Below are 21,376 nucleotides of genomic sequence, written 5' to 3'. Positions count from 1 at the left end.
ATAGAAGGCGAGGTGATGAAGATGCCTGTTACAAAATCTCCTTTGAGATACCCAGGTGGTAAGACGCAACTTTCTAAATATGTAAAAAATTTGATTGATCTCAATAAATTGAATAATGTGACGTATATAGAACCTTTTGCAGGAGGAGCAGGAGTAGCTATCGAATTGTTACTTAATCGTGATGTCTCTAAGATAGTGATTAATGATTATGATAAATCCATTTATTCATTTTGGAATGCAATATTAAATCAGACGGATAAATTTATTAAAATGATTGAAGATACACCGATTACAATTGAAGAATGGAATAATCAAAGGGAAATTTACCTACAAAATAAGTCAAAAATGAATTCTTTAGAGGGTGGATTTGCAACATTCTATCTTAATCGTACTAATGTCAGTGGAATAATAAATGGTGGACCAATAGGAGGGCGAAGACAAGAAGGTGCTTATAAGTTAGATTGTCGATTTAATAAAGTGGCATTGATAAGCAAGATAATTGCAATTGCCGAAAGAAAATCAGATATCAAAATCTTTCGAAAAGAGGCTAACTCTTTAATAGGCATTATCAAAGAAAATTATTCTCCAAATTCAACTTTCATTTTTTTTGATCCGCCGTACTATGTTCAGGGAAAGAACCTTTATCTGTCATTTATTAATCAAAAGGACCATAAAAGGCTTGCAAGGAATATTCTTTCATTAATTGACTACCATTGGATTACAACCTATGATAAAAATATTCAAATAATTAATTATTATAATTCAGCTAAAAGCAAGTATGAATATCAATTGAACTATTCTGCCAATACAAAAAAAATCGCAACAGAGGTTCTTTTCGCAAGTCCAATTACTAAAGTAAATTCTTTTGCCAATGTTTCTTTGCAAGAAATAGAATAATATTTTTGAAAAAGCGACTAGCTAAGATCGGTTTTTTTATGCAAATAAATAGCCCTCACGATTGTGGGGGCTTATTTAAGTCGAAAAAACTATCTTAATTTACCTAGCGCCTTAATTATATCTGCGTTCTGGCTTTGGCTTTCTAAATTTTGTCCTATTATTACAAAATTTTGCTCAATTAATATTTCTTGATACATTCTTGTCGCTTCTGAATCCTTAGCTTTCAAAGCGTCGTTATATTGCTTTATAAGTTCGTCAGACTTGGAGCGACCTACTCTATAACCGTAAATAGAATAGTCAGACGCCTTTACTTTGTCTTTTGCACCTTCAACGGTTTGCGATATTGCGGTAAAAGCTAAACCACCTAAAACAAAAGATATAAAACCTACTAACATGGTCTTTTTCATGTTACGAATCCCCCTTTGTGATACTTTTGATTATAAACTATTCTCGCACAACACTGCAATCCTATCCTCAATATCCATACTCAACACCAGTAACCTATACAACTCTACAGCATCCTCGAAACTCTCAAACTCCCATCGAGCCGCACCATCATCGCTGACCAATCCTACTACATTACCATCTAACATAATTATCCGATCCACATAAAAACCCCCTTACGATAATATACGCAAGGAGGGGAGGAAATTATTTTAATCTCGCCAATCTAATAGAGTCCAACCTTTGTATGACTTTACTGGACGCTTTCTTTTACCTTGTTCTGATGCCTTTATTTTAACGATACCATCAAAAGCTTGTCTTACAGAGCTACCATCGAACAACTCAAGGTTTTGGCGTATAAAGTCTTTAAGATTGACTGTTTCGTAGATTTTACCTATTGGTGATTTTATTTTCCAGTATTTTGCGTTCGGATGTTTATCTCCTTGATGTTCAGCAAAATACTTTTCTTTTTCTAGCAACCACTTTTCATTTGTTTTGTCATAAGTGCCAGTGAGTTGTAGCTGTTGCCGATGTTCTTTACCACAAGAATGAGAGCAGCAAACTTTTTCACTACTAGGCGGCTCCGCAAATGATTTACCGCATACAACACATTGTTTAATATTCTGTTTAGAATCTGCGTAACATTTTCTAGAGCAAAATTTGCTCCCTTTACGCTTAACTTCTTTTCCGCAAAATTCGCATTTAGAGGTCATTATATCTGTTTCTCCTTTTTGTTTCACGCTTAAAATCTATAGTAAAAGGTTGTTAACGCTATCCAAAACAAGTTTTACCAATATCACGAAATATAAAAAACAGGCTATCCAAAATCTTTCTTTGTAAAATTTGGATTTTGTTATAAAAAGAGATAACAACAGAATGATGAAAGCTAAAATTATTATGTGCTTACCCGAAATTACAATGTCATTCATGTTTGTTGCTCTCCGCTGATTTATCTAAAAAGTCATTCATGAAAAATGTGTAAGCAATAAGCATCTTGTTATAATCAGTGATTTTTCTTTTTTCAGTATCCCAATCCTCTAAAGTCCTAACCGGGATATTGTATACTCGAGAAAATGCTGCCCGGCTGATTTTTCGTGACTCTCTAATTTCTTTTAGTGATGTTGTAGCCAACTCGTAGATAGATGTCAAGATGTTTCCGAGCTGTTCACTTGGGTAGTTATCCATCCATTCTTGCCATCCGCGTTCCGCGATGTACATTTCCACATTGCTATACTCTTGAGCCTCCGCATAAAGTGTTGCAAACAAATCGTATTTCATATTATTACCTCTTTCTGGTTTAAGTAAGAGAGGGAAGGAGATTCCCTCCAAATTATTTTATGATATAAGCAACCGTTCCGTCTTCGATGACTAGTTCATCATCATCTAATACATAATCGTCAATACTGTCATGCCAGCTTTTGCCATCGCCTACTACGATGTAACAATGTTTGTGGTAGCCAATCCATTCTTCAACTTGCTCGATAATGCTTGAGTTGTAAGTGCTAACTCCAGGGAACTCAGCCATTTCGTAATACTCTTCAGTCCCGTACTCCGGAAACGCTCTTTCGTCCTCTCTGTCATGATTATGCTTGCTATCAAAGATAACATCTCCAACTTTATATTCTTTTTCCTCGAAACGGATACCAGCAGCTGAATGATCCCACTCAAAGTCTTCCATAAGTTCTTTTAATTCGTCTATTGTTAAGTTCATTTTTGTACGCTCCTTTTGCTCTCTTACTTGATTACATACTTAGTTTACCACGCAAAGCGTGGTTTGGGAAGTGGTTTTTGTAAAATAATTAATCTTTTTTGTAAAATAACTGGTTTATGCGGGAAGAACGTATATATTTAAAGTAAATGCTTATAGGAGGAGTGCGTATGATAACAACAAAGACGAGATTACAAGGTAGTTCTGTTGTGGTGACATTACCAGCTAACAACGGAGAGAAACTGGAATCTAACAAAGAGTATGTTGTTGTTTATTCAGGGGATGGCACAATTACTTTAGTACCAAAAATTGACGATCCATTTACAGGCGGAAGTATAGGCGAGCTTTACGAAGAGGATGAATGGGGAGAATCTAGAATAGAGGGAAGAGAAGAATTTTGAGTCAGTGAAAACAAAAATCCCTACTATAAAAGTAGGGATCAAGCGATATTTGCCATAGGCTTTAAAACAAACTCACGGATAAAACTATCAGGATTGCGAACGAAGAATTTCTCGATAACTAGCTGATTTCTACTATTATAATAACCATGAACAGATACTTCATATTTACCTTCATCTAAAAATAAAATTAAATTTGCTAACTCTTTTTTTCTGACTATACAGTTGATATCTTCAGAGGAGTGAAGTGTAAAACGGATTTTAGTAACTGGAAACATGTTGATTACCCTGATCTTATCTACTACACCAACATAGCTATTCTTGTTCATAAAATTCGCCCTCCTCAGCATTTAAGTAAAATACAAACTTATCTAATCCAACCTCGTTTATCAATCTTTGACCACAACCCCATAAGAAGTGTTGGAACTCTTCATACGATAATAACCCAGCCTCATAGTCATCGATTAAGTTCATATGCTGTTCCATTTCCTAAAATCAAACAACTCTACATTGCGAATCTCATCATAATGTACTTTTGTGTCATTGATGATATAACCTAACTCATCAAATCCTTCGATAAAACCTATAGTATCATCAAAATATTTACCTTCGGTATCCTTAATTTCAAGTTGGACAGTCACTTGCCGATCATTTTTAAAAGCAAATTCACATATTTGTCCAATTTCCCCCTCGGTCATTTTTCTTCTTTGCGGGACTACTTTGCGTAGACGTTTATTTTCTCGCGATACGCTTGCCGTATGTTCGGCCAAAAAGAAACCTTGCCATTTTTTCATCCCTCTATCTTCGTATTTTCGGAAATAAGGATCTGATAAATCAATATGATCTGTCATGATAAACACCATCCTTTTAATGTATGGCTATTATACGAATGTATGTTCTGTTTGTCCAGAATGAGATACTTAACTGATTGTCGGAAATTCTCTTGTGCCAAATTTTGTGCCAAATTATTATAAAACGCAGTCTATTTATATAGAGACAAACTCAATATAAATAAGAAAGTTCTATCAGTTTCTAACTATTTAATAGGTAGGTTTAGTTAGTCGAGAACGTAAATAACACCTGTCAAACGTTGATTTGATAGGTGTTTTTTTGTTTTCACACTATTAGTATAGAAGTTGTTTCACTAGATATGGAAAAACTACCAAAAATTTAAAAATGTTTTTAAATGACTATTGTAATTTAACTAGTATATATTATATAATTATGATGTTACAAAGAAAGGATTGTGAGAAAATGAAAAAGGTTAGTTTAGTATTATTAGGTTTATCATTGTCGTTATCATTATTTGGAGGAGCATCAAATGTTAGGGCGGCAGAAGAAGAGATCACAGTAGCACCTTATGGAGATTTACAAACTGCAGAGATTTTGCCAAGCAATGATTCAGAAACAGCAGAATCATTTGCGCGAAGTGAACGTGCAGCACAATCAGCATCTGTTACTTACCGTACACATGTACAAGATATCGGCTGGCAAGGATGGAAAAGTAATGCTCAAGTATCAGGAACATCAGGTAAGAAAAAACGTTTAGAAGCCATTCAATTGAAAGTTAAAAATTCACCTTATAGTGGAAATATTGAATACCGTACACACGTACAAGATATTGGTTGGCAAGCTTGGAAGAAAAATGGCCAATCATCAGGAACGTCTGGTCAGAAAAAACGTTTAGAAGCCATTCAAATCAAGCTAACAGGTCAATTGGGTCAAGTATATGATGTATTTTATCGTGTTCATGCCCAAGAGTTTGGCTGGATGGGTTGGGAAAAAGGCGGAGTCCCTTCAGGAACATCAAAATATTCTTATCGTTTAGAAGCAATTGAAGTGAAACTAGTTCCTAAGAAAAACTACGCAACAATCAACTACTCTGGAAAAATATCTTATAGAGATAATAAAACATTCGCTGGTGAGATCAACTATAAATCAGTAGGCGTACCAAAATCAATGTTGAGTAATTCTTTGAAATTATTCAAAAATGCTAAATCAATGAACGCTTATGCTGACAAAGAGTTGAAAGATGTTAATCGCAAAGCAATTGCTTATCAAACATATATAATCAGAAGAGGGCTTACAACTATCGGCTACACTGCTGAATTTTATTTCCCTTATTAATAATAAAAAAGCTGAAACCAATCATATTAAAGAGGTTGGTTTCAGCTTTTTTTTATGCTATGCCCAATCCCCACTACGGAAAATCGGAACTCGTGTGCCATCTTCTCTAATGCCGTCTATATCCATTTGATCTGATCCCACCATGAAATCAACATGAGTATGACTGCGGTTTAGACCTGCTGCTATTAATTCTTCCTCAGTCATTTCAGTTCCGCCTTTTAAGTTAAAAGCATAGGCGGAGCCAAACGCTAAATGATTTGAAGCATTTTCGTCAAATAGAGTATTGTAGAAAATAATACCTGATTGAGAAATAGGAGACGGGTCTGGAACCAACGCTACTTCGCCTAAATGGCGTGCGCCTTCGTCTGTTTCAAGTAATTTCGCTAATACATCTTCTCCTTGTTCGGCAGAAAAATCAATGACTTTACCGTCTTTAAATGTAAATTTCATACCAGAGATAGTTGTTCCGGCATAACTTAATGGTTTAGTGCTAGAAACAACACCATCAACATGACGGCTGTCAGGAGCGGTGAAAACTTCTTCTGTTGGCATATTAGCCATAAATTTTTCACCACGAACGTTATCGCTACCGGCACCTTCCCATAAATGATTTTTGGGCAAACCAATCACTAAGTCTGTACCTGGTGCTGTGTAGTGTAATGCTTTAAATTGTTCTTTATTTAACGCGTCTGCTTTTGTAGCTAACTTGTTATCATGGGCTTGCCAAGCGGCAACAGGGTCTGCCTCGTAAACACGAGTTGTTTTAAATATCTGATCCCAGAGTGCATCGACTTGTTGCTCACTGTCTTTCAAGTCTGGGAAGACTTTAGCTGCCCATTCTTTACCTGCGGCGGCAACAACTGTCCAGCTGACTTTATTCGCTTGTGTAGCCTTTCTTAAATTAACTAACGCTTTGCCAGAAGCAGATTGGAAAGCAGCTACACGATCTGGATCTACTCCAGCTAAAGCATCAGGATTAGATGAGACAACACTGATTCGGCTAGCTTCTTTGTTGACCCAGTCATCCGTTTGGTCTATTTTATGTTGAGGAATACTTTCCAAGTACTTTTCGTCTGCATGTAATAAAAATTCACGTTGAATGATATCGTCATTCCATTGAACAATTACTTCACCAGCCCCTAATTTATATGCTTCTTCTGTAATCAATCGAGCCAAAGGTGCTTGATCAACATTAATTTGTAAAACGATACTTTGTCCCTTTTGAACATTTACACCAGTTGCGACAATTAATCTCGCATATTTTTTTAATATCTCATTAAAATTTGGTAATGTCATAGAATAACCTCCTAGTTTTCATTCATGTAACCGTTCATATCATAACACGTAGAGTTCGTGAACTCAAACAAACGAGCAAGTCTAACAGCTTATTTAATTCTGAAAAAAAGCTCTTGAAAGTCCCGTCTAATCAAATTAATAAAATAATATAAATTGAAGTACTAGAATTTTGCAGATTAAACAAATCGTGTTACAATAACTGTAGTATTGATATGGAAGCGTTGTAAAGGATAGGTAGAGGGGATTGAAAGATTATGGCAAGAAAAAAAACAATTACTAAAGATCAGATTTTAAATGCTGCATACGAAGTAGTGGCCACTGAAGGCTTTTCGAAATTCACCGCACGAAACATTGCAACCAAAATGAAATGCTCAACACAACCTATTTATTTAGAATTTAAAAATATGGATGATTTAAAAGAAGAATTATTTGAAAAGATTCACGAATATTTAGCAAAAGAAGTATTTCCTGTCACTCATACAGACAATACTATTGTGGACTTAGCGTTAAATTACATTCACTTTGCTAAAAACGAAAGTAAATTATACCGCGCATTATATTTAGAAGAATATGGTGGTGGAAAAAGAATGCAAGAGTTTTCTTATAGCTATTTTTCCAATGCGGTCAAAAAAGACCCTGACTACGAAAAATTAAATGACTCAGAAATCAATTCTCTTCACATGGGAACTTGGATCGTTGCAACGGGAATTGCGGCATTAATGACTTCGGGAATCATTCGTCCAAGTGATCAACAAATTGAACAGTTGATGAAAGATGCAATCGAGCAGATTTTAGAGCGCGATGAACCGATTGATATCGATAGTTAAGAGCAATCAAACGAAAAGGCTGAAAGCAAACTCATTGACGTTGCTTTCAGCCTTTTCTTGTTTAATTATCGTTATTTCTAATAATTATTTTGCAGCTTCTGCTAATTTTTTAGCAAAAGCTTCAAGATTTTGAATATCTTCTTCTTCAGCAGCTAGATCGACTTTTACGCTATCTGCTCCTTTGGTTGCGCCAATTTTTGTGAAAACAGCGTCGAAGTCATCCACTGATTTACAGAACTCATCGTAAAAAGTGTCGCCTGATCCGCAAACACCGTAAGTTTTTCCAGCTAGATTGATTTCTTGTAGTTCTTCGTAGAAATCTACTATTTCGTCCGGTAATTCGCCATCACCATATGTATATGTCGCAACGACACATATATCCGCCTCTTCAAAATCTTCAGGATCAACTTGTGTACATTCATTGATTTCAACTTCAATATTTAAATTTTCAAGAGCTTCAGCAACGATATCTGCGATTTCTTCTGTATTTCCAGTCATGCTTGCATAAACGATTTTAGCTAAGGTCATTAGATTTCCTCCTTCAAATAATACCACCTTGATTATATCAGAAAAACGAAGGCTGTGTAAATTACAAAATGAAGTCTTAAAATGGATAAATTATCTACATTTCAACGTTTTTGATGGTTAGAAGATTAAAAAAGAATGAAATCTATTTTTAACAACTATTTTTCAGTGAAATTTTCATAAATTATGATAAAATACTCTTATATGAAGATTTTTTAGCTTCAAGAGCTAGCCGTTATGCTTTGCTTCGATCTTATCGATTCATAAGATCTAACACTTTAAAAAATGAAGGTATCGGAAAAGATAAAAAATAATTTTGGTAAAGAGCATTGCATTTATTTTTTCTATTTTCTGTCAATGCTGGCCAAGCTCTTTCAGCTTTTATATTTTAGGAGGACGAAATTGAATGATTACACTAAAATCACCAAGAGAAATTGAAATGATGGATGAGTCTGGAGAATTATTGGCAGACGTTCATCGTCATTTACGCACGTTTATCAAACCAGGAGTTACGAGTTGGGACATTGAAGTGTTCGTTAGAAACTTTATTGAAAGTCATGGCGGCATTGCTGCTCAAATCGGTTTTGAAGACTATAAATATGCAACATGCTGTAGTATCAATGATGAAATTTGTCATGGCTTTCCTCGTAAAAAGCCATTAAAAGATGGCGATTTGATCAAAGTAGACATGTGCATTGATTTAAAAGGCGCTATGTCAGATTCCTGCTGGGCTTATGTAGTCGGCAAGTCAACACCAGAATTAGATCACTTAATGGAAGTAACAAGAAAAGCCTTGTATCTAGGGATCGAGCAAGCGCAAGTTGGCAATCGTATCGGTGATATCGGACATGCAATCCAAACGTATGTTGAAAGTGAACATTTATCTGTCGTAAGAGATTTCGTGGGTCACGGTATTGGTCCGACTATTCATGAAAGTCCAGTTATTCCTCATTATGGTGAAGCGGGTAAAGGATTACGTTTAAAAGAAGGAATGGTCATTACGATCGAGCCGATGGTCAACACTGGAACGTGGCGTATGAAAATGGATCCAAATGGCTGGACAGCGTATACTTTAGATGGTGGAATCAGTTGCCAATTTGAACATACACTGGCTATTACGAAAGATGGACCAAAAATTTTAACTTCTCAAGGAGAAGAACTGACTTATTAATCAATTAGAGGAGAATGGTATGAAACTGGTAGACAAAGTAAAGAGGAATGAAAAATTAATGCGTTTCATTGAAACAACACAACATCGCATGATTGATTCAGAGATTGGAAATACGTCGGTCGTTGTGGCTTACTATTTACTTTTGTCCCTGTTTCCTCTATTGATTGCGGTAGGAAACCTCCTGCCGTACTTACATATTGATCCAAACGAAGTGCTACCCTATATCGCTGAAGCAATTCCAAAGGCTATATTTGAGGACTTAAAACCAGCAATCCAATCCTTGCTGACACAACGCTCAGGTGGCTTACTGTCGATTTCTGCTTTAGCCGCTTTATGGAGTGCGAGTCAAAGTATTAATGCACTGCAAACGGCAATGAATAAAGCGTTTGGTGTTGAACAACGCAAAAACTTTATCATTGTTCGTATCATGTCTTTACTTGTGATTCTCTTATTTATGATAGCGATCGTTGGTGTTGTTGGGGTATTGGGCTTAGGGAAAACGATTTTAGATTTACTGCAGCCAATAGTTCATTTTTCAACTGATTTTATTGATACCTTTCAAGCCTTGAAGTGGCCGATCACATCATTGGTCCTATTGGTTATTATGTGTTTGATTTATCGCGTTGTTCCTAATGCAAAATTGACATTTCGTTCGATCATACCAGGGGCTATTTTTGCAACGGCGGGCTGGATGTTATTGTCACAAGCGTTTGGTTTATATATCAAATACTTCAGTTCAAAAATCGCCAGTTATCAAATTATAGGAAGCTTTATTATCTTAATGTTGTGGCTGAATTTTGCAGCCACAATCATCATTCTAGGTGGTATTATCAATGCAGTCGTTAAAGAGTACCTCTCGAATGAAAAAATTCAACACCGCTATGGTTTGATCAATCGACTAGTGGACAAAGCAAAAGAAAAATTAAAGAAGTAGACCGAACGTTTTCGATTCAAATAAACAAGTAGAATTTTTCGTTTTTCTACCCAGTGGAAACACCTGTTCCAACTTGTAAATGTAGAATGATTCGGTATAATATACGATGTACATTAAGAAAGTAGGTTCATCATGTCGATGTTTATTTATGAAATTGTTATCCGTCTATTTCTGACGTTTATCTTATCTTTGATCACGACGCCGATCGTTAAATTATTGGCGTTTAGAATAGGAGCATATGATGCTCCCGGTGAAAGAAGAGTGAATACTAAAAATATGCCAACAGCGGGTGGATTAGGTATTTATTTTGTTTTTTCATTTTCTTGTTTAGTCATGTTTCAGTCTATTATACCAATCAATTATATCTGGCCAATCATTTTGGGAGCTGGGATCGTTGTTGCAACGGGCTTGCTCGATGATATTTATGAATTATCCCCGAAGAAAAAAACACTAGGAATTATACTTGGTGCATTAGTTATCTATTTTGTGGCAGAGATTCGGATCGATGCCGTAACATTACCTTTCCTAGGTCACATAGATTTACGTTGGTTTAGTTTACCATTGACATTGTTTTGGATATTTGCGATTACGAATGCGGTTAATTTAATTGATGGGTTAGATGGACTGGCTTCGGGGGTTTCGATCATTAGCTTAGCAACAATTGGCGTCATCGGTTATTTTTTCCTTCATGCGAAAACAGTATATATCCCAATCGTGATTTTTATTTTAGTCGCGAGTATTGCAGGTTTTTTTCCGTACAATTTTTATCCAGCTAAGATATTTTTAGGTGACACTGGCGCTTTATTTTTGGGCTTTATGATCGCAGTCATGTCTTTGCAAGGATTGAAAAATGCGACGTTTATTACGGTGATCACACCTATGATAATTTTAGGTGTACCCATTACAGATACTGTTTACGCGATTATTCGTCGCTTAATGAATAAGCGACCGATTTCATCAGCAGACAAGATGCACTTACACCATCGTTTACTTTCACTCGGGTTTACCCACAAAGGTGCGGTAATGACGATTTATGGGTTAGCACTGGTGTTCTCTTTTGTAGCGCTATTATTTAGTTATGCAAGTAATGTTGCATCCATTTTGTTGATTGTTTTTAGCGCAATTGGTCTAGAATTATTTATAGAAATGATTGGATTAGTTGGCGAAAATCATCAACCATTGATGTACATTTTACGCATGTTTGGAAATCGTGAATTTCGTCATCAGCAATTAGAAAAAAGACTAGGCAAACATTCTAAAAAAAAGTAATAGCTCCATGACAATAGTTGCTGGATTCATAAGCTGTGTTATAATTTCCTGATTGAGCAAAAAAGAGGGCGGGACAGAACAGTGACAGTTTTGCTCCGCTCTCCTACGAAGTTCGTTAAATAATGAAAAAACCTGTGGGATATGACGTTTTATACAGAATGAAAAACTGCTAATAATTGAGTAGTAAAGCGTTGGTAACAATAGTTCCTTGACTTTGGGTTACGACAGGCTAAGTTAGAAAACGACTGGTTTGATTAATTTGATTTTAAATGAGGTGCAAAAAATATGAATGATAGAATAACGATTTCCATTGTTACTCATAATAGCCGTCATATTTTTGATGTGCTTGATAATTTAAAAACTGAATTGGGCCTAGAGTCAAACTATGATATACATATTTTTGACAATGCTTCTGAGCAAAGCTATATAGAGAAACTTGAACAGTATGGTTCATTTATTCTGTTACATAGAGCTGAGGAAAATAATGGTTTTGGTTATGGACATAATCAGATTTTAAAAAAGGTTGCTACGCGTTATGCGGTCATTTTTAATCCAGATGTTTTGATTACAAAAAAGGCTTTGGACGAAATGATTCAGCGTATCAAAGCAGAGGAACAATTGGCTGCTGTTTGTCCTAAAGTCTTAAATTCAGATGGAACAACGCAGTATTTAGTCCGTCAAAAATTAGATGTCTTTGATTATATGCTACGATTTGTTCCATTTCAATCAGTCAAAAAGCTATTTGATAAGCGTTTAAGTTATTATGAATGTCGCGACTTACCTGATGATCGTACCTCCTATATAAAAATGGGTTCTGGTTGTTTTATGGTGATCGATATCGATAAATTTAAACAGGTCGGCGGTTTTGATGAGCGCTTTTTCATGTATTTTGAAGACAATGATCTTTGTTTGAGTTTTGGCAAAGCTGGATATAACATTTTATACACCCCTTTTGAAACCGTGATTCACTTGTATGAGAAGGGTGCGCATAAAAATAAAGATTTATTTAAGATATTTTTACACTCAATGATAAAATTTTTCAACAAATGGGGCTGGAGGTTTTTCTAGTGGAGAATAAGTTGGTCATTACGATGGTTTTATATCAAACTAAATTCTCAGAAACACCTAGCTATGACTATATCAAAAGAGTGATATCAGAAAAAAAATCAGTGTATTTATTTATTTACGATAATAGTCAAAACGAGCAAGCGGATACATTGTTCTTGTTTAAAAATGTTCGTTACGTTCATGATGGAACGAATCCAGGATTGGCTAAAGCATATAACGCAGGAAGGCACTGTCTTAATGAAGTGCAAGGCGACTTGTTGTTATTGCTAGATCAAGATACTTTGCTTGATGAGCATTACCTTGAACGTCTACTTAGTTTATCTCTAGATCCTGAGGTTGGAGCGTATGTTCCAATTGTCAGCTCTCATGGCAGACAAATTTCTCCGGTTTTTTCTGATAAATATATCGGAGGTCAATCTGAACTGCCAAAAGCCGGTATCTATTCAGAAAAAATTATGAGCATTAATTCTGGAACTGTACTTCCTGAGGCAACACTGAGTAGTATTGGTTCCTTTAACTTGGATTTTCCGTTGGACTTTTTAGATCATTGGCTTTTTTGGAAGATCCATCAATTAGATAAAAAAATCAGTGTGTTGAATAATCATCTAACGCATGATCTATCTGTGTTGGACTACCAAACAATCAACAGTAAACGTTATGAATCGATTATTAGAGGAGAAACGCTATTTTATAAGAAGTATGATCAAGAGCAATTTTACAACCACAGAAGACATTTGCTTTTAAGAACGGTCAAGCAATTTTTGCGGGTCAAGAATCGTAAAATTTGGCGACGAACATTTTTAGAATATCGATCGCTAATGAAAGGAAAATAAATGATTTCAGTTTGCATTGCCACCTACAATGGAGAAAAATATTTAGAAGAACAGCTCGATAGTATTTTACCTCAATTGGCTTCTCAAGATGAGCTGATTATATCTGATGATGGATCTAAAGATGCAACATTGGCTATAATCAAACGATATAGAGCACAAGATTCGCGGGTAAAATTTTTTAACGGACCAGGAAAAGGCGTGATTGCGAATTTTGAATTTGCTATCAATCAAAGTCAGGGCGAATTCATTTTTTTGGCAGATCAAGATGATGTTTGGCAGCCTGAAAAAGTTCAAATAACCTTAGAATTTTTTCACACGCATCCTAAAATAGAGTTAGTAATCAGTGATTTGGTGATCGTGAACGAAAAGTTGGATGTAATCGAACCTTCTTATTTTGAGTACCGAAACGTTAAATTAGGCTTTCTTCATAATATTGTCAAAAATAAATATATCGGTGCAGGTATGGCATTTCGCAGTGAGTTAAAGACAAGGATATTGCCCATTCCTGCTAAGGTCCCGATGCATGACATGTGGATCGGTTTGATTGCAGCTTATGGAAATAAAAGTGCATTGATAGCACAACCGCTTACTTTATATCGTAGGCATAGCGATAATGCGAGTGAAATCAATACAAAAGCCAGCTTTTATCAGCAACTGAAATGGCGGTGTGCTATTAGTTACGTGCTCTTCAAAAGGATATTTTTAAATTCATAGTCAACTGCTATTTTACAGTTTTGTAAAATATTCTTAAAATGAATGACAATCATAGCTAATAATGCAATAATAACAGTTAGTAAATAACAATAAAATAAATTAGTATAAGGAGTTTTTTCATGAAAGGGATCATCTTAGCTGGAGGAAGTGGAACCAGATTATATCCATTAACGAAAGCCACATCAAAACAATTAATGCCTATCTATGACAAACCAATGATCTACTACCCAATGTCAACCTTGATGTTAGCAGGTATCAAAGAAATTCTGATTATATCGACACCGGATGATACACCTCGCTTTGAAAGTTTGTTCGGCGACGGGAAAGACCTAGGGATTCATATTGAATATGCGGTTCAGGAAAGTCCTGATGGATTAGCACAAGCATTCATTATTGGTGAAGAATTCATTGGCGATGATAGTGTGTGTTTAGTTTTAGGTGATAATATTTATTATGGTGGTGGTTTATCGAATATGTTGCAGCGTGCAGCGTCAAAAGAAAACGGAGCCACTGTTTTCGGATACCATGTGAATGACCCAGAACGTTTTGGTGTAGTTGAATTTGATAATCAGATGACTGCTCTTTCAATTGAAGAAAAACCTGAGAAACCAAAATCAAATTACGCTGTTACTGGTTTGTATTTTTATGATAACGAAGTAATCGAAATCGCTAAAAATATCAAACCATCTGATCGTGGTGAATTAGAAATCACAGATGTAAATAAAGTATATTTAGAAAAAAATAAATTGTCTGTTGAAGTGATGGGACGTGGGTTTGCATGGTTAGACACAGGAACTCATGAATCCCTATTAGAAGCGTCAACTTTTATTGAAACAATCGAGAAACGCCAAAACTTAAAAGTAGCTTGTTTGGAAGAAATTGCTTATCGAATGGGATACATCACAAGAGAGCAATTGATTGAACTGGCACAACCATTGAAGAAGAATGGGTATGGACAATATTTACTAAGATTGGCAGAAACAGATTAGGAGCGATTAGAATGAACGTTATTGACACAAAATTGCAAGATGTAAAAATCATTGAGATGGACGTATTTGGCGATCACCGCGGCTTTTTTACTGAAAGCTATTCTAAAGAAAAATTTGCTGAAAAAGGATTAGATTTTGACTTTGTACAAGACAACCATTCTCTTTCAAGCGAAGCGGGCGTATTACGTGGCTTGCATTTTCAAAAAGGTGAAGCAGCTCAAACAAAACTAATTCGTGTTGTAACAGGTGCGGTTTTAGATGTGATCGTTGACATCCGCAAAGGTAGTCCAACATATGGACAATGGGAAGGATATATTTTATCTGAACATAACCATCGTCAATTATTGGTACCGAAGGGCTATGCCCATGGCTTTGTAACGTTGACTCCAAATGTTAACTTTATGTATAAGTGCGATAATTACTATAATGCACCTGCAGATGGTGGTATTGCCTTTGATGACCCAGATTTAGCGATTGATTGGCCGATAGATATTCAAAAAGCAATTACCTCTGAAAAAGATAAAAATCATCCAACCTTAAAAGAATTTGAATCAGAAAATCCTTTTGTTTACGGTGAAATCTAAAAAAATTTAGGAGAGATCTTGAAGATGAAAAACATCATTGTTACTGGTGGAGCTGGCTTCATTGGATCAAACTTTGTTCATTATGTCGTGAACAATCATCCAGAAGTCCATGTCACGGTATTAGATAAATTAACATATGCAGGAAATAAGAAAAACCTTGAAGGACTACCAACAGACCGTGTTGAATTAGTCGTTGGCGATATCGCGGATGCTGAATTAGTGGATCGCTTGGTTCAAAATACTGATGCAGTAGTTCATTATGCGGCAGAATCTCATAACGATAATTCCCTGAATGATCCGTTTCCATTTGTGCAAACAAATATTATTGGTACGTATACTTTGATTGAAGCTTGTCGAAAACATGATGTACGCTATCATCATGTTTCAACAGACGAAGTTTATGGTGATTTACCTTTACGTGAAGACTTGCCAGGACATGGTGAAGGGGAAGGGGAAAAATTCACAGCAGAAACACCTTATAACCCTTCAAGCCCATATTCATCAACAAAAGCAGGTTCAGACTTATTAGTAAAAGCGTGGGGACGTTCATTTGGCTTAAAAGCAACAATTTCGAACTGTTCAAATAATTACGGACCTTACCAACATATTGAAAAATTTATTCCACGTCAAATTACCAATGTCTTAAGCGGAATTACACCTAAATTATATGGTGCGGGTAAAAATGTTCGTGATTGGATTCATACAAATGATCATTCTTCAGCTGTTTGGACGATCCTAACAAAAGGAAAACTTGGTGAAACATACTTGATTGGCGCAGACGGAGAAGAAGATAATAAAGCTGTAATGGAATTAATTTTGGAATTAATGGGTGAACCAAAAGATGCATATGAACACGTAAATGATCGACCAGGTCATGATTTACGTTATGCAATCGATTCTTCAAAATTACGTGAAGAATTAGGCTGGACGCCAGAATTTACTAATTTCCGTGATGGTTTAGCTGATACAATCAAATGGTATACAGAAAATTCAAGTTGGTGGGAAGCAGACAAAGCTGCTGTGGAAGCCAATTATGCGAAAAACGGTCAATAAATCGTGACTGGATCATAGAATCCAGATAAACGGTGTATTCAGTGACTATTCTGCTACACTTCGATTACATCAGATTTTAACCGAGTATGATTAAAATAATGAGTTGTTGAGCGTGGAACAAACCTAAAAATTGGTTTTGCTCCACGCTCTAAATACGAATGGATAGCGGATAGAAGCAAAAATAGGTTGATTTTATCTGTTTTCAGTCAAGATAAAATGAGCCCGTCATGCTTTTAAATTTACGAGGAGGAAACAAAAATGATACTTTTAACCGGTGGTAATGGGCAACTTGGTACGGAGTTGCGTCACTTATTGGACGAACAAGGAATGGAATACGTTTCCACAGATTCAAAAGAATTAGATATTACAGATGCAGAGAAAACAATGGCTTATATCACTAATTTGAAGCCTAAATTGATTTATCATTGTGCGGCGTATACAGCTGTGGACAAAGCGGAGGACGAAGGCAAAGAACTAGATGAGAAAATCAATGTAGAGGGTACACGCAACGTAGCCGTTGCGGCTAAAGCAGTTGATGCAACCTTAGTTTATATCAGTACAGATTATGTATTTGATGGGACTAAAAAAGATGAAATGTACAAGACTGATGATCAGACAAATCCTCAAAACGAGTATGGTCGGACGAAATTACTAGGGGAACAAATTGTTCAGGATATCCTGGAAAAATATTACATCATCCGTACTTCGTGGGTGTTTGGTCAATATGGACATAATTTTGTCTTCACAATGCAAAAATTAGCGGAAACACGCAATCAATTGACTATTGTTGACGATCAATTCGGTCGTCCGACTTGGACAAGAACATTAGCTGAATTTATGGTTTTTGTTGTAAAAGAAGAAGCTCCTTATGGGGTGTATCATCTTTCAAATGATAATAGTTGCAACTGGTATGAATTTGCTAAAGAAATCTTAAAGAATACAGATGTAGAAGTTCTCCCAGTAGATTCAAGCCAATTTCCACAAAAAGCGACTAGACCAAAGTATTCAGTGATGGATCTTACTAAAACGAAGGCGTTAGGTTTTGAAATTCCGACTTGGGAAAAGGCATTAGAAAGTATGCTTGCATCCCTTTCAAAATAATAAAAAGAATTTAAGGAATAGAAATGGTTAGGGCATTTCTATTCTTTAGGTATTTTTGTTACTAATTGAGGAGTAAATGAATGAAAAGGGTGGAGTAAGATGGCTGACATTTCTATGGATAAAAAGAAAAAGAATCTATATAAGTGGCTGATAATATTATTGAGTAGTGTGTTTGTTGTATTGCTAATTGAGATGTTTGTATTTAATTTCTCCTATTTTAGATATGGAAATGTTAGTGAAGATGTAACGAATGTAACGCTTGAGAATATTAAAAAAACAGGAGAAAATAGCTATAAGCTGATTGATAAAACTGTTCAAGGCAAAATAATTATTCCAAATACTGAAAGTAAGGCGACCAGGCTTTCCTTCATTACATCCGTTGCCGAAGGCCCAGAAGCGAAAATAAAAATAACTAGTCCAGAAACAAATTACGGTGAACGAAAGATTCAACATTCGCTAGAAGTAATTAAACTTACAGATCAAACGAAGCCGTTAACCCTATCCTTTATTGACGTCGGGGATAGAGAATTTCAAGTTTCAGAAATGAAGAAAACAAATCAGTTTCATTTTAATGTGATTCGCTTTTTTGTTTTGGTATCGTTCGTTATATTTGTTGTCTTGATTGCGAAGGGGACATTTAAAAATCGTTATGAGTATTTTGCTTTCTTAACGATCATTTTGTTTGGTTCATTGCTATCCATACTTATGCCAGTAGGACAAACAATGGATGAACGGGCTCATATTTTGAAGAGTATATCTGTAGCAGAGGGAAATTTATTCTTCGAAAATGGAGATAAACTGGAATTACCTGCAGGGTTTGAAACAATGTATAAGGAAGAACCTTACACTGCCTATGAAGAGTTCAGAGATATGTATAATAAAAATACAACCAAAGAAACCTCAGTAACAATAGAAGAGAAAAAAGAGACCTCTGCAGTAACCTACCCCTTTCTCTCCTATATATTTAGCGGAATCGGGATAAAAGTAGCGATGTTGTTTCAGCTACCCATGATTTTTTATGTATGGTTTGCTAGAATCTTTAATGTAGTAGCATACGGATTGCTAGCGTTTTTTTCAATCAAAAAAATGCCTTATGGTAAGAGGGTAATGGCGTTTTTTGCAGTTCAACCTGTTATGTTGTATCTCGCAGCATCAGTTGGGGTAGATGCACTACTAGTGGGCGTGGTCATGTTAGGTTTTGCCCAGATCATGCGAATTCGTTATGAAAAGTCCCATATAAAATTGTCAGAATTTATCTTGATTGCCAGTTGTTTTAGTATGGCGATCATTATCAAAGTTGTATATGCACCTGTGTTAGTTTTATTTTTCTTATTAAGGCGAGAAAATTTTAAAAATAAAAAAGCCCAGTGGATTTTATATAGTACGCTATCTATAATATTATTTATTGTCGCTCTTTTAGTTTACAAGTATTCTGCTGACATGGGGATCAATCAATGGAGACTACCGAACGTTGATTCTGATAAACAAACGGTTGGAATTATAAAAAATCCAATCAGTTATCTTAAAATGCTAACTCTTTTCTTTTCATCAAACAGCATAAGTTACTTATCTGCAACATTTGGCTTAATGGGGTACGTACTCGTGATTAATCCGTTCGTTACTCTTCTAAATATATGTGTATGGGTGTTCTTATGTTTGTTCGATTATCAAGAAATTCAAAAAGAAAAAAATGTTTATTTTACTATAACAGAAAAAATGATTGTTGGTTTTTCTATTTTAAGTATGATTATTCTAAGTGCAACAGCACTTTACATGACATTCACACCAGTGGGAGCCGACAAAGTGGATGGATATCAGGCACGTTATCTAACCCCAATGGCATTTTTAGCCACGTACATGTTGACGTCAAGAAAGTTAGAATCTAAGTATAGCGAACAATCAATGGATAAAATAGCTTTTTTTAGCAGTTTATTGTTGCTTATCTTTGTTTTTATTCAAATTTTAATAAAATACTATTCTTAATAGTTACTAATTGGTAAAGGAGGAGTTACTTTGCGCGTTCTTTTAGTTATTCCTGCATATAATGAAGAATCAAATATATTAAATACAATTACGTCTATTGAATCATTTAAAAAAGAGAATAGTCATCACTATTCCTATACAATTGATTATGTCGTAATCAATGACGGTTCAACTGATAAAACACAAGCAATTATAGAAAAAAATGAAATTAATGCGGTTCATTTAGTGATGAATTTGGGGATCGGTGGAGCTGTTCAAACGGGATATAAGTATGCTGAAGAAAACGAGTATGATATTGCGGTTCAATTTGATGGGGATGGACAGCATGATATCAACAGTTTAGACTTAGTCGTACAACCGATAATCAAAAAAGAAGCTGATTTCGTAATTGGTTCAAGGTTTTTACCAAACCAAAAAGCAGATTTCCAAACAACCTTTATGCGTCGTATCGGGATTAGAATTCTTTCTTTTTTGATTTATCTATCGTCAGGGAAAAAAATATATGATGTAACTTCTGGGTATCGTGCTTGCAATAAGGAAATCATCAGCTATTTTTCTAAAAAGTATCCGACGAGTTATCCAGAACCCGAATCAACTGTACATCTGCTTAAAAAGAAATTCAAAATCAAGGAAGTTGCTGTTAATATGATGGAACGATCAGGTGGTCAATCATCGATTCGTTCGTTTACTTCGGTCAAATATATGTTTGAAGTAAGTATTGCAATCATTGTTTCAGGTTTTATGCGGGAGGGAGACTAATGAGCCCAATTTTAAGAATTGAAATGTTACTATTCTCGTTGCTCTTTTTTGTTTATATTATTCGTTCGATTAATAAAAATATTTTTTTGCTAAAAAATGCGATTAGGTGGTTGTTTATATCGGCGGGTTTGGTGATTTTTGCTCTTTTTCCTAAATTACCAGAATGGTTTGCCAAATTGTTAGGATTTGAAACAACCTCTAATTTTTTAATCATCGCTGCAATCTTTGTTTTGCTGTTTATTGAAATCAAGAATTCTGCGTTGTTATCAAAACAGCAAAACCAACTAAAACTGTTAATTCAAGAACTTTCAATATTGAAAGATAAAAAGGAGAAAAAATAATGTTATTATTCTTAATATATGTTGTATTATCAACTTCAGGTTTGATTTTAGTGAAATTAGGTTCTCAGGCAAATTCAATTCAAATCACGAATGCTGTTTTTTCTTTTTCAATGTCTTTCACAACAATCATAGGCTTTTTATGTTACATGTTTAGTTTTGTTCTGTGGATGGTCATTATCAGCAAATCAGAAGTATCTTATATTGTTCCTATGGGCGTTGCCTTTACCAATATTGCTGTGTTAATAGGTTCTAAACTTATCCTGCAAGAACAAGTCTCCCTTGGGACCGTTATTGGGACATGTGTGATTATTTTAGGGATTGTTATTATTCAAATCGCCAAGTAAAAAGCCTTTAA

General features: G+C 35.3%; 27 protein-coding genes. 18 read left to right on the top strand and 9 right to left on the bottom strand.

The window, feature by feature from the left end; all coding sequences use genetic code 11:
• The first annotated feature begins 21 nt into the window (after positions 1-21).
• Positions 22-897, top strand: a complete 876-nt coding sequence (locus IGJ34_RS11530) for a DNA adenine methylase (protein ID WP_430597509.1) — start codon at positions 22-24, stop codon at positions 895-897.
• An 89-nt stretch (positions 898-986) separates the two neighbouring features.
• Here IGJ34_RS11530 and IGJ34_RS11525 read toward each other — a convergent pair whose 3' ends face one another.
• The 4 genes from IGJ34_RS11525 to IGJ34_RS11510 form a co-directional block, all read right to left on the bottom strand.
• The gene (locus IGJ34_RS11525) at positions 987-1,304 is read right to left on the bottom strand and encodes a hypothetical protein (RefSeq protein ID WP_430597508.1); all 318 of its coding nucleotides are present in this window, start codon (positions 1,302-1,304) and stop codon (positions 987-989) included.
• Positions 1,305-1,553: 249 nt separating this feature from the next.
• The gene (locus tag IGJ34_RS11520; RefSeq protein ID WP_430597507.1) at positions 1,554-2,081 is read right to left on the bottom strand and encodes a hypothetical protein; all 528 of its coding nucleotides are present in this window, start codon (positions 2,079-2,081) and stop codon (positions 1,554-1,556) included.
• A 181-nt stretch (positions 2,082-2,262) separates the two neighbouring features.
• Complete coding sequence (locus IGJ34_RS11515; RefSeq protein ID WP_206838094.1) at positions 2,263-2,619, bottom strand: helix-turn-helix domain-containing protein; 357 nt, start codon at positions 2,617-2,619, stop codon at positions 2,263-2,265.
• Positions 2,620-2,671: 52 nt separating this feature from the next.
• A complete protein-coding gene (locus tag IGJ34_RS11510; RefSeq protein WP_430597506.1) occupies positions 2,672-3,052 on the bottom strand; it encodes a hypothetical protein in 381 nt (126 codons plus the stop codon).
• 167 nt (positions 3,053-3,219) lie between these two features.
• On the opposite strand from IGJ34_RS11510, the gene mazE reads away from it, so the two are divergent.
• A complete protein-coding gene (gene mazE, locus IGJ34_RS11505; protein WP_430597505.1) occupies positions 3,220-3,450 on the top strand; it encodes a type II toxin-antitoxin system PemI/MazE family antitoxin in 231 nt (76 codons plus the stop codon).
• A gap of 38 nt (positions 3,451-3,488) precedes the next feature.
• Here the strand turns inward: mazE and IGJ34_RS11500 are convergent, their stop codons facing one another.
• The 3 genes from IGJ34_RS11500 to IGJ34_RS11490 are packed head-to-tail and all read right to left on the bottom strand — an operon-like array spanning position 3,489 to position 4,298.
• Entirely contained in the window at positions 3,489-3,776 is a 288-nt protein-coding gene (locus IGJ34_RS11500; protein WP_430597504.1) for a hypothetical protein, read from the bottom strand.
• Positions 3,763-3,921, bottom strand: a complete 159-nt coding sequence (locus IGJ34_RS11495) for a hypothetical protein (protein ID WP_430597503.1) — start codon at positions 3,919-3,921, stop codon at positions 3,763-3,765. Before IGJ34_RS11495 ends, IGJ34_RS11500 begins: the two co-directional genes overlap by 14 nt.
• Positions 3,918-4,298: a hypothetical protein gene (locus IGJ34_RS11490; RefSeq protein ID WP_206838106.1), complete on the bottom strand. Its 381-nt coding sequence runs from the start codon at positions 4,296-4,298 to the stop codon at positions 3,918-3,920. The genes IGJ34_RS11495 and IGJ34_RS11490 overlap by 4 nt, the downstream gene beginning before the upstream one ends.
• 403 nt (positions 4,299-4,701) lie before the next feature.
• Here IGJ34_RS11490 and IGJ34_RS11485 point away from each other — a divergent pair, with 403 nt between their 5' ends.
• The gene (locus IGJ34_RS11485) at positions 4,702-5,574 is read left to right on the top strand and encodes a hypothetical protein (RefSeq protein ID WP_430597502.1); all 873 of its coding nucleotides are present in this window, start codon (positions 4,702-4,704) and stop codon (positions 5,572-5,574) included.
• A 57-nt stretch (positions 5,575-5,631) separates the two neighbouring features.
• Here the strand turns inward: IGJ34_RS11485 and IGJ34_RS11480 are convergent, their stop codons facing one another.
• The gene (locus IGJ34_RS11480; RefSeq protein ID WP_206838110.1) at positions 5,632-6,870 is read right to left on the bottom strand and encodes an aminopeptidase; all 1,239 of its coding nucleotides are present in this window, start codon (positions 6,868-6,870) and stop codon (positions 5,632-5,634) included.
• A 254-nt stretch (positions 6,871-7,124) separates the two neighbouring features.
• Between IGJ34_RS11480 and IGJ34_RS11475 the strand changes: the two genes are divergently transcribed.
• On the top strand, positions 7,125-7,697 hold the full coding sequence (locus IGJ34_RS11475) for a TetR/AcrR family transcriptional regulator (protein WP_069655400.1): 573 nt from the start codon (positions 7,125-7,127) through the stop codon (positions 7,695-7,697).
• Between the two features lie 84 nt (positions 7,698-7,781).
• On the opposite strand, the gene IGJ34_RS11470 is transcribed toward IGJ34_RS11475, so the two are convergent.
• Positions 7,782-8,225, bottom strand: a complete 444-nt coding sequence (locus IGJ34_RS11470; protein WP_069655401.1) for a flavodoxin — start codon at positions 8,223-8,225, stop codon at positions 7,782-7,784.
• Positions 8,226-8,628: 403 nt separating this feature from the next.
• On the opposite strand from IGJ34_RS11470, the gene map reads away from it, so the two are divergent.
• The 14 genes from map to IGJ34_RS11400 all read left to right on the top strand — a co-directional run bounded on the left by map (position 8,629) and on the right by IGJ34_RS11400 (position 21,365).
• The gene (gene map, locus IGJ34_RS11465) at positions 8,629-9,393 is read left to right on the top strand and encodes a type I methionyl aminopeptidase (RefSeq protein ID WP_069655402.1); all 765 of its coding nucleotides are present in this window, start codon (positions 8,629-8,631) and stop codon (positions 9,391-9,393) included.
• 19 nt (positions 9,394-9,412) lie between these two features.
• Positions 9,413-10,327: a YihY/virulence factor BrkB family protein gene (locus IGJ34_RS11460; protein WP_069655403.1), complete on the top strand. Its 915-nt coding sequence runs from the start codon at positions 9,413-9,415 to the stop codon at positions 10,325-10,327.
• A 132-nt stretch (positions 10,328-10,459) separates the two neighbouring features.
• Positions 10,460-11,596 (top strand): glycosyltransferase family 4 protein, encoded by a 1,137-nt coding sequence (locus IGJ34_RS11455; RefSeq protein WP_069655404.1) that lies wholly within the window; start codon positions 10,460-10,462, stop codon positions 11,594-11,596.
• Between the two features lie 285 nt (positions 11,597-11,881).
• Positions 11,882-12,664, top strand: coding sequence for a glycosyltransferase family 2 protein (locus tag IGJ34_RS11450; RefSeq protein ID WP_069655405.1), 783 nt, complete (start codon positions 11,882-11,884; stop codon positions 12,662-12,664).
• The gene (locus tag IGJ34_RS11445; protein ID WP_430597501.1) at positions 12,664-13,497 is read left to right on the top strand and encodes a glycosyltransferase; all 834 of its coding nucleotides are present in this window, start codon (positions 12,664-12,666) and stop codon (positions 13,495-13,497) included. Before IGJ34_RS11450 ends, IGJ34_RS11445 begins: the two co-directional genes overlap by 1 nt.
• A complete protein-coding gene (locus tag IGJ34_RS11440; RefSeq protein ID WP_111248336.1) occupies positions 13,498-14,211 on the top strand; it encodes a glycosyltransferase family 2 protein in 714 nt (237 codons plus the stop codon).
• A 119-nt stretch (positions 14,212-14,330) separates the two neighbouring features.
• The gene (gene rfbA, locus IGJ34_RS11435; protein ID WP_069655408.1) at positions 14,331-15,200 is read left to right on the top strand and encodes a glucose-1-phosphate thymidylyltransferase RfbA; all 870 of its coding nucleotides are present in this window, start codon (positions 14,331-14,333) and stop codon (positions 15,198-15,200) included.
• An 11-nt stretch (positions 15,201-15,211) separates the two neighbouring features.
• Positions 15,212-15,784, top strand: coding sequence for a dTDP-4-dehydrorhamnose 3,5-epimerase (gene rfbC / locus IGJ34_RS11430; protein WP_069655409.1), 573 nt, complete (start codon positions 15,212-15,214; stop codon positions 15,782-15,784).
• A gap of 24 nt (positions 15,785-15,808) precedes the next feature.
• Positions 15,809-16,837, top strand: coding sequence for a dTDP-glucose 4,6-dehydratase (gene rfbB / locus IGJ34_RS11425; protein ID WP_069655410.1), 1,029 nt, complete (start codon positions 15,809-15,811; stop codon positions 16,835-16,837).
• Between the two features lie 258 nt (positions 16,838-17,095).
• A complete protein-coding gene (gene rfbD, locus IGJ34_RS11420; protein WP_206838113.1) occupies positions 17,096-17,938 on the top strand; it encodes a dTDP-4-dehydrorhamnose reductase in 843 nt (280 codons plus the stop codon).
• 99 nt (positions 17,939-18,037) lie between these two features.
• The gene (locus tag IGJ34_RS11415; RefSeq protein ID WP_430597500.1) at positions 18,038-19,921 is read left to right on the top strand and encodes a DUF2142 domain-containing protein; all 1,884 of its coding nucleotides are present in this window, start codon (positions 18,038-18,040) and stop codon (positions 19,919-19,921) included.
• Between the two features lie 30 nt (positions 19,922-19,951).
• Entirely contained in the window at positions 19,952-20,680 is a 729-nt protein-coding gene (locus IGJ34_RS11410) for a glycosyltransferase family 2 protein (protein WP_069655413.1), read from the top strand.
• Positions 20,680-21,021 (top strand): DUF2304 domain-containing protein, encoded by a 342-nt coding sequence (locus IGJ34_RS11405; RefSeq protein WP_111248334.1) that lies wholly within the window; start codon positions 20,680-20,682, stop codon positions 21,019-21,021. The genes IGJ34_RS11410 and IGJ34_RS11405 overlap by 1 nt, the downstream gene beginning before the upstream one ends.
• The gene (locus IGJ34_RS11400; RefSeq protein ID WP_069655415.1) at positions 21,021-21,365 is read left to right on the top strand and encodes a hypothetical protein; all 345 of its coding nucleotides are present in this window, start codon (positions 21,021-21,023) and stop codon (positions 21,363-21,365) included. Before IGJ34_RS11405 ends, IGJ34_RS11400 begins: the two co-directional genes overlap by 1 nt.
• Positions 21,366-21,376 lie beyond the last annotated feature (11 nt).

Source organism: Enterococcus sp. AZ177, assembly GCF_050544585.1.
Classification (GTDB): Bacteria; Bacillota; Bacilli; order Lactobacillales; family Enterococcaceae; genus Enterococcus_L; species Enterococcus_L plantarum.
This window is presented reverse-complemented; position numbering and strand designations above follow the sequence as displayed.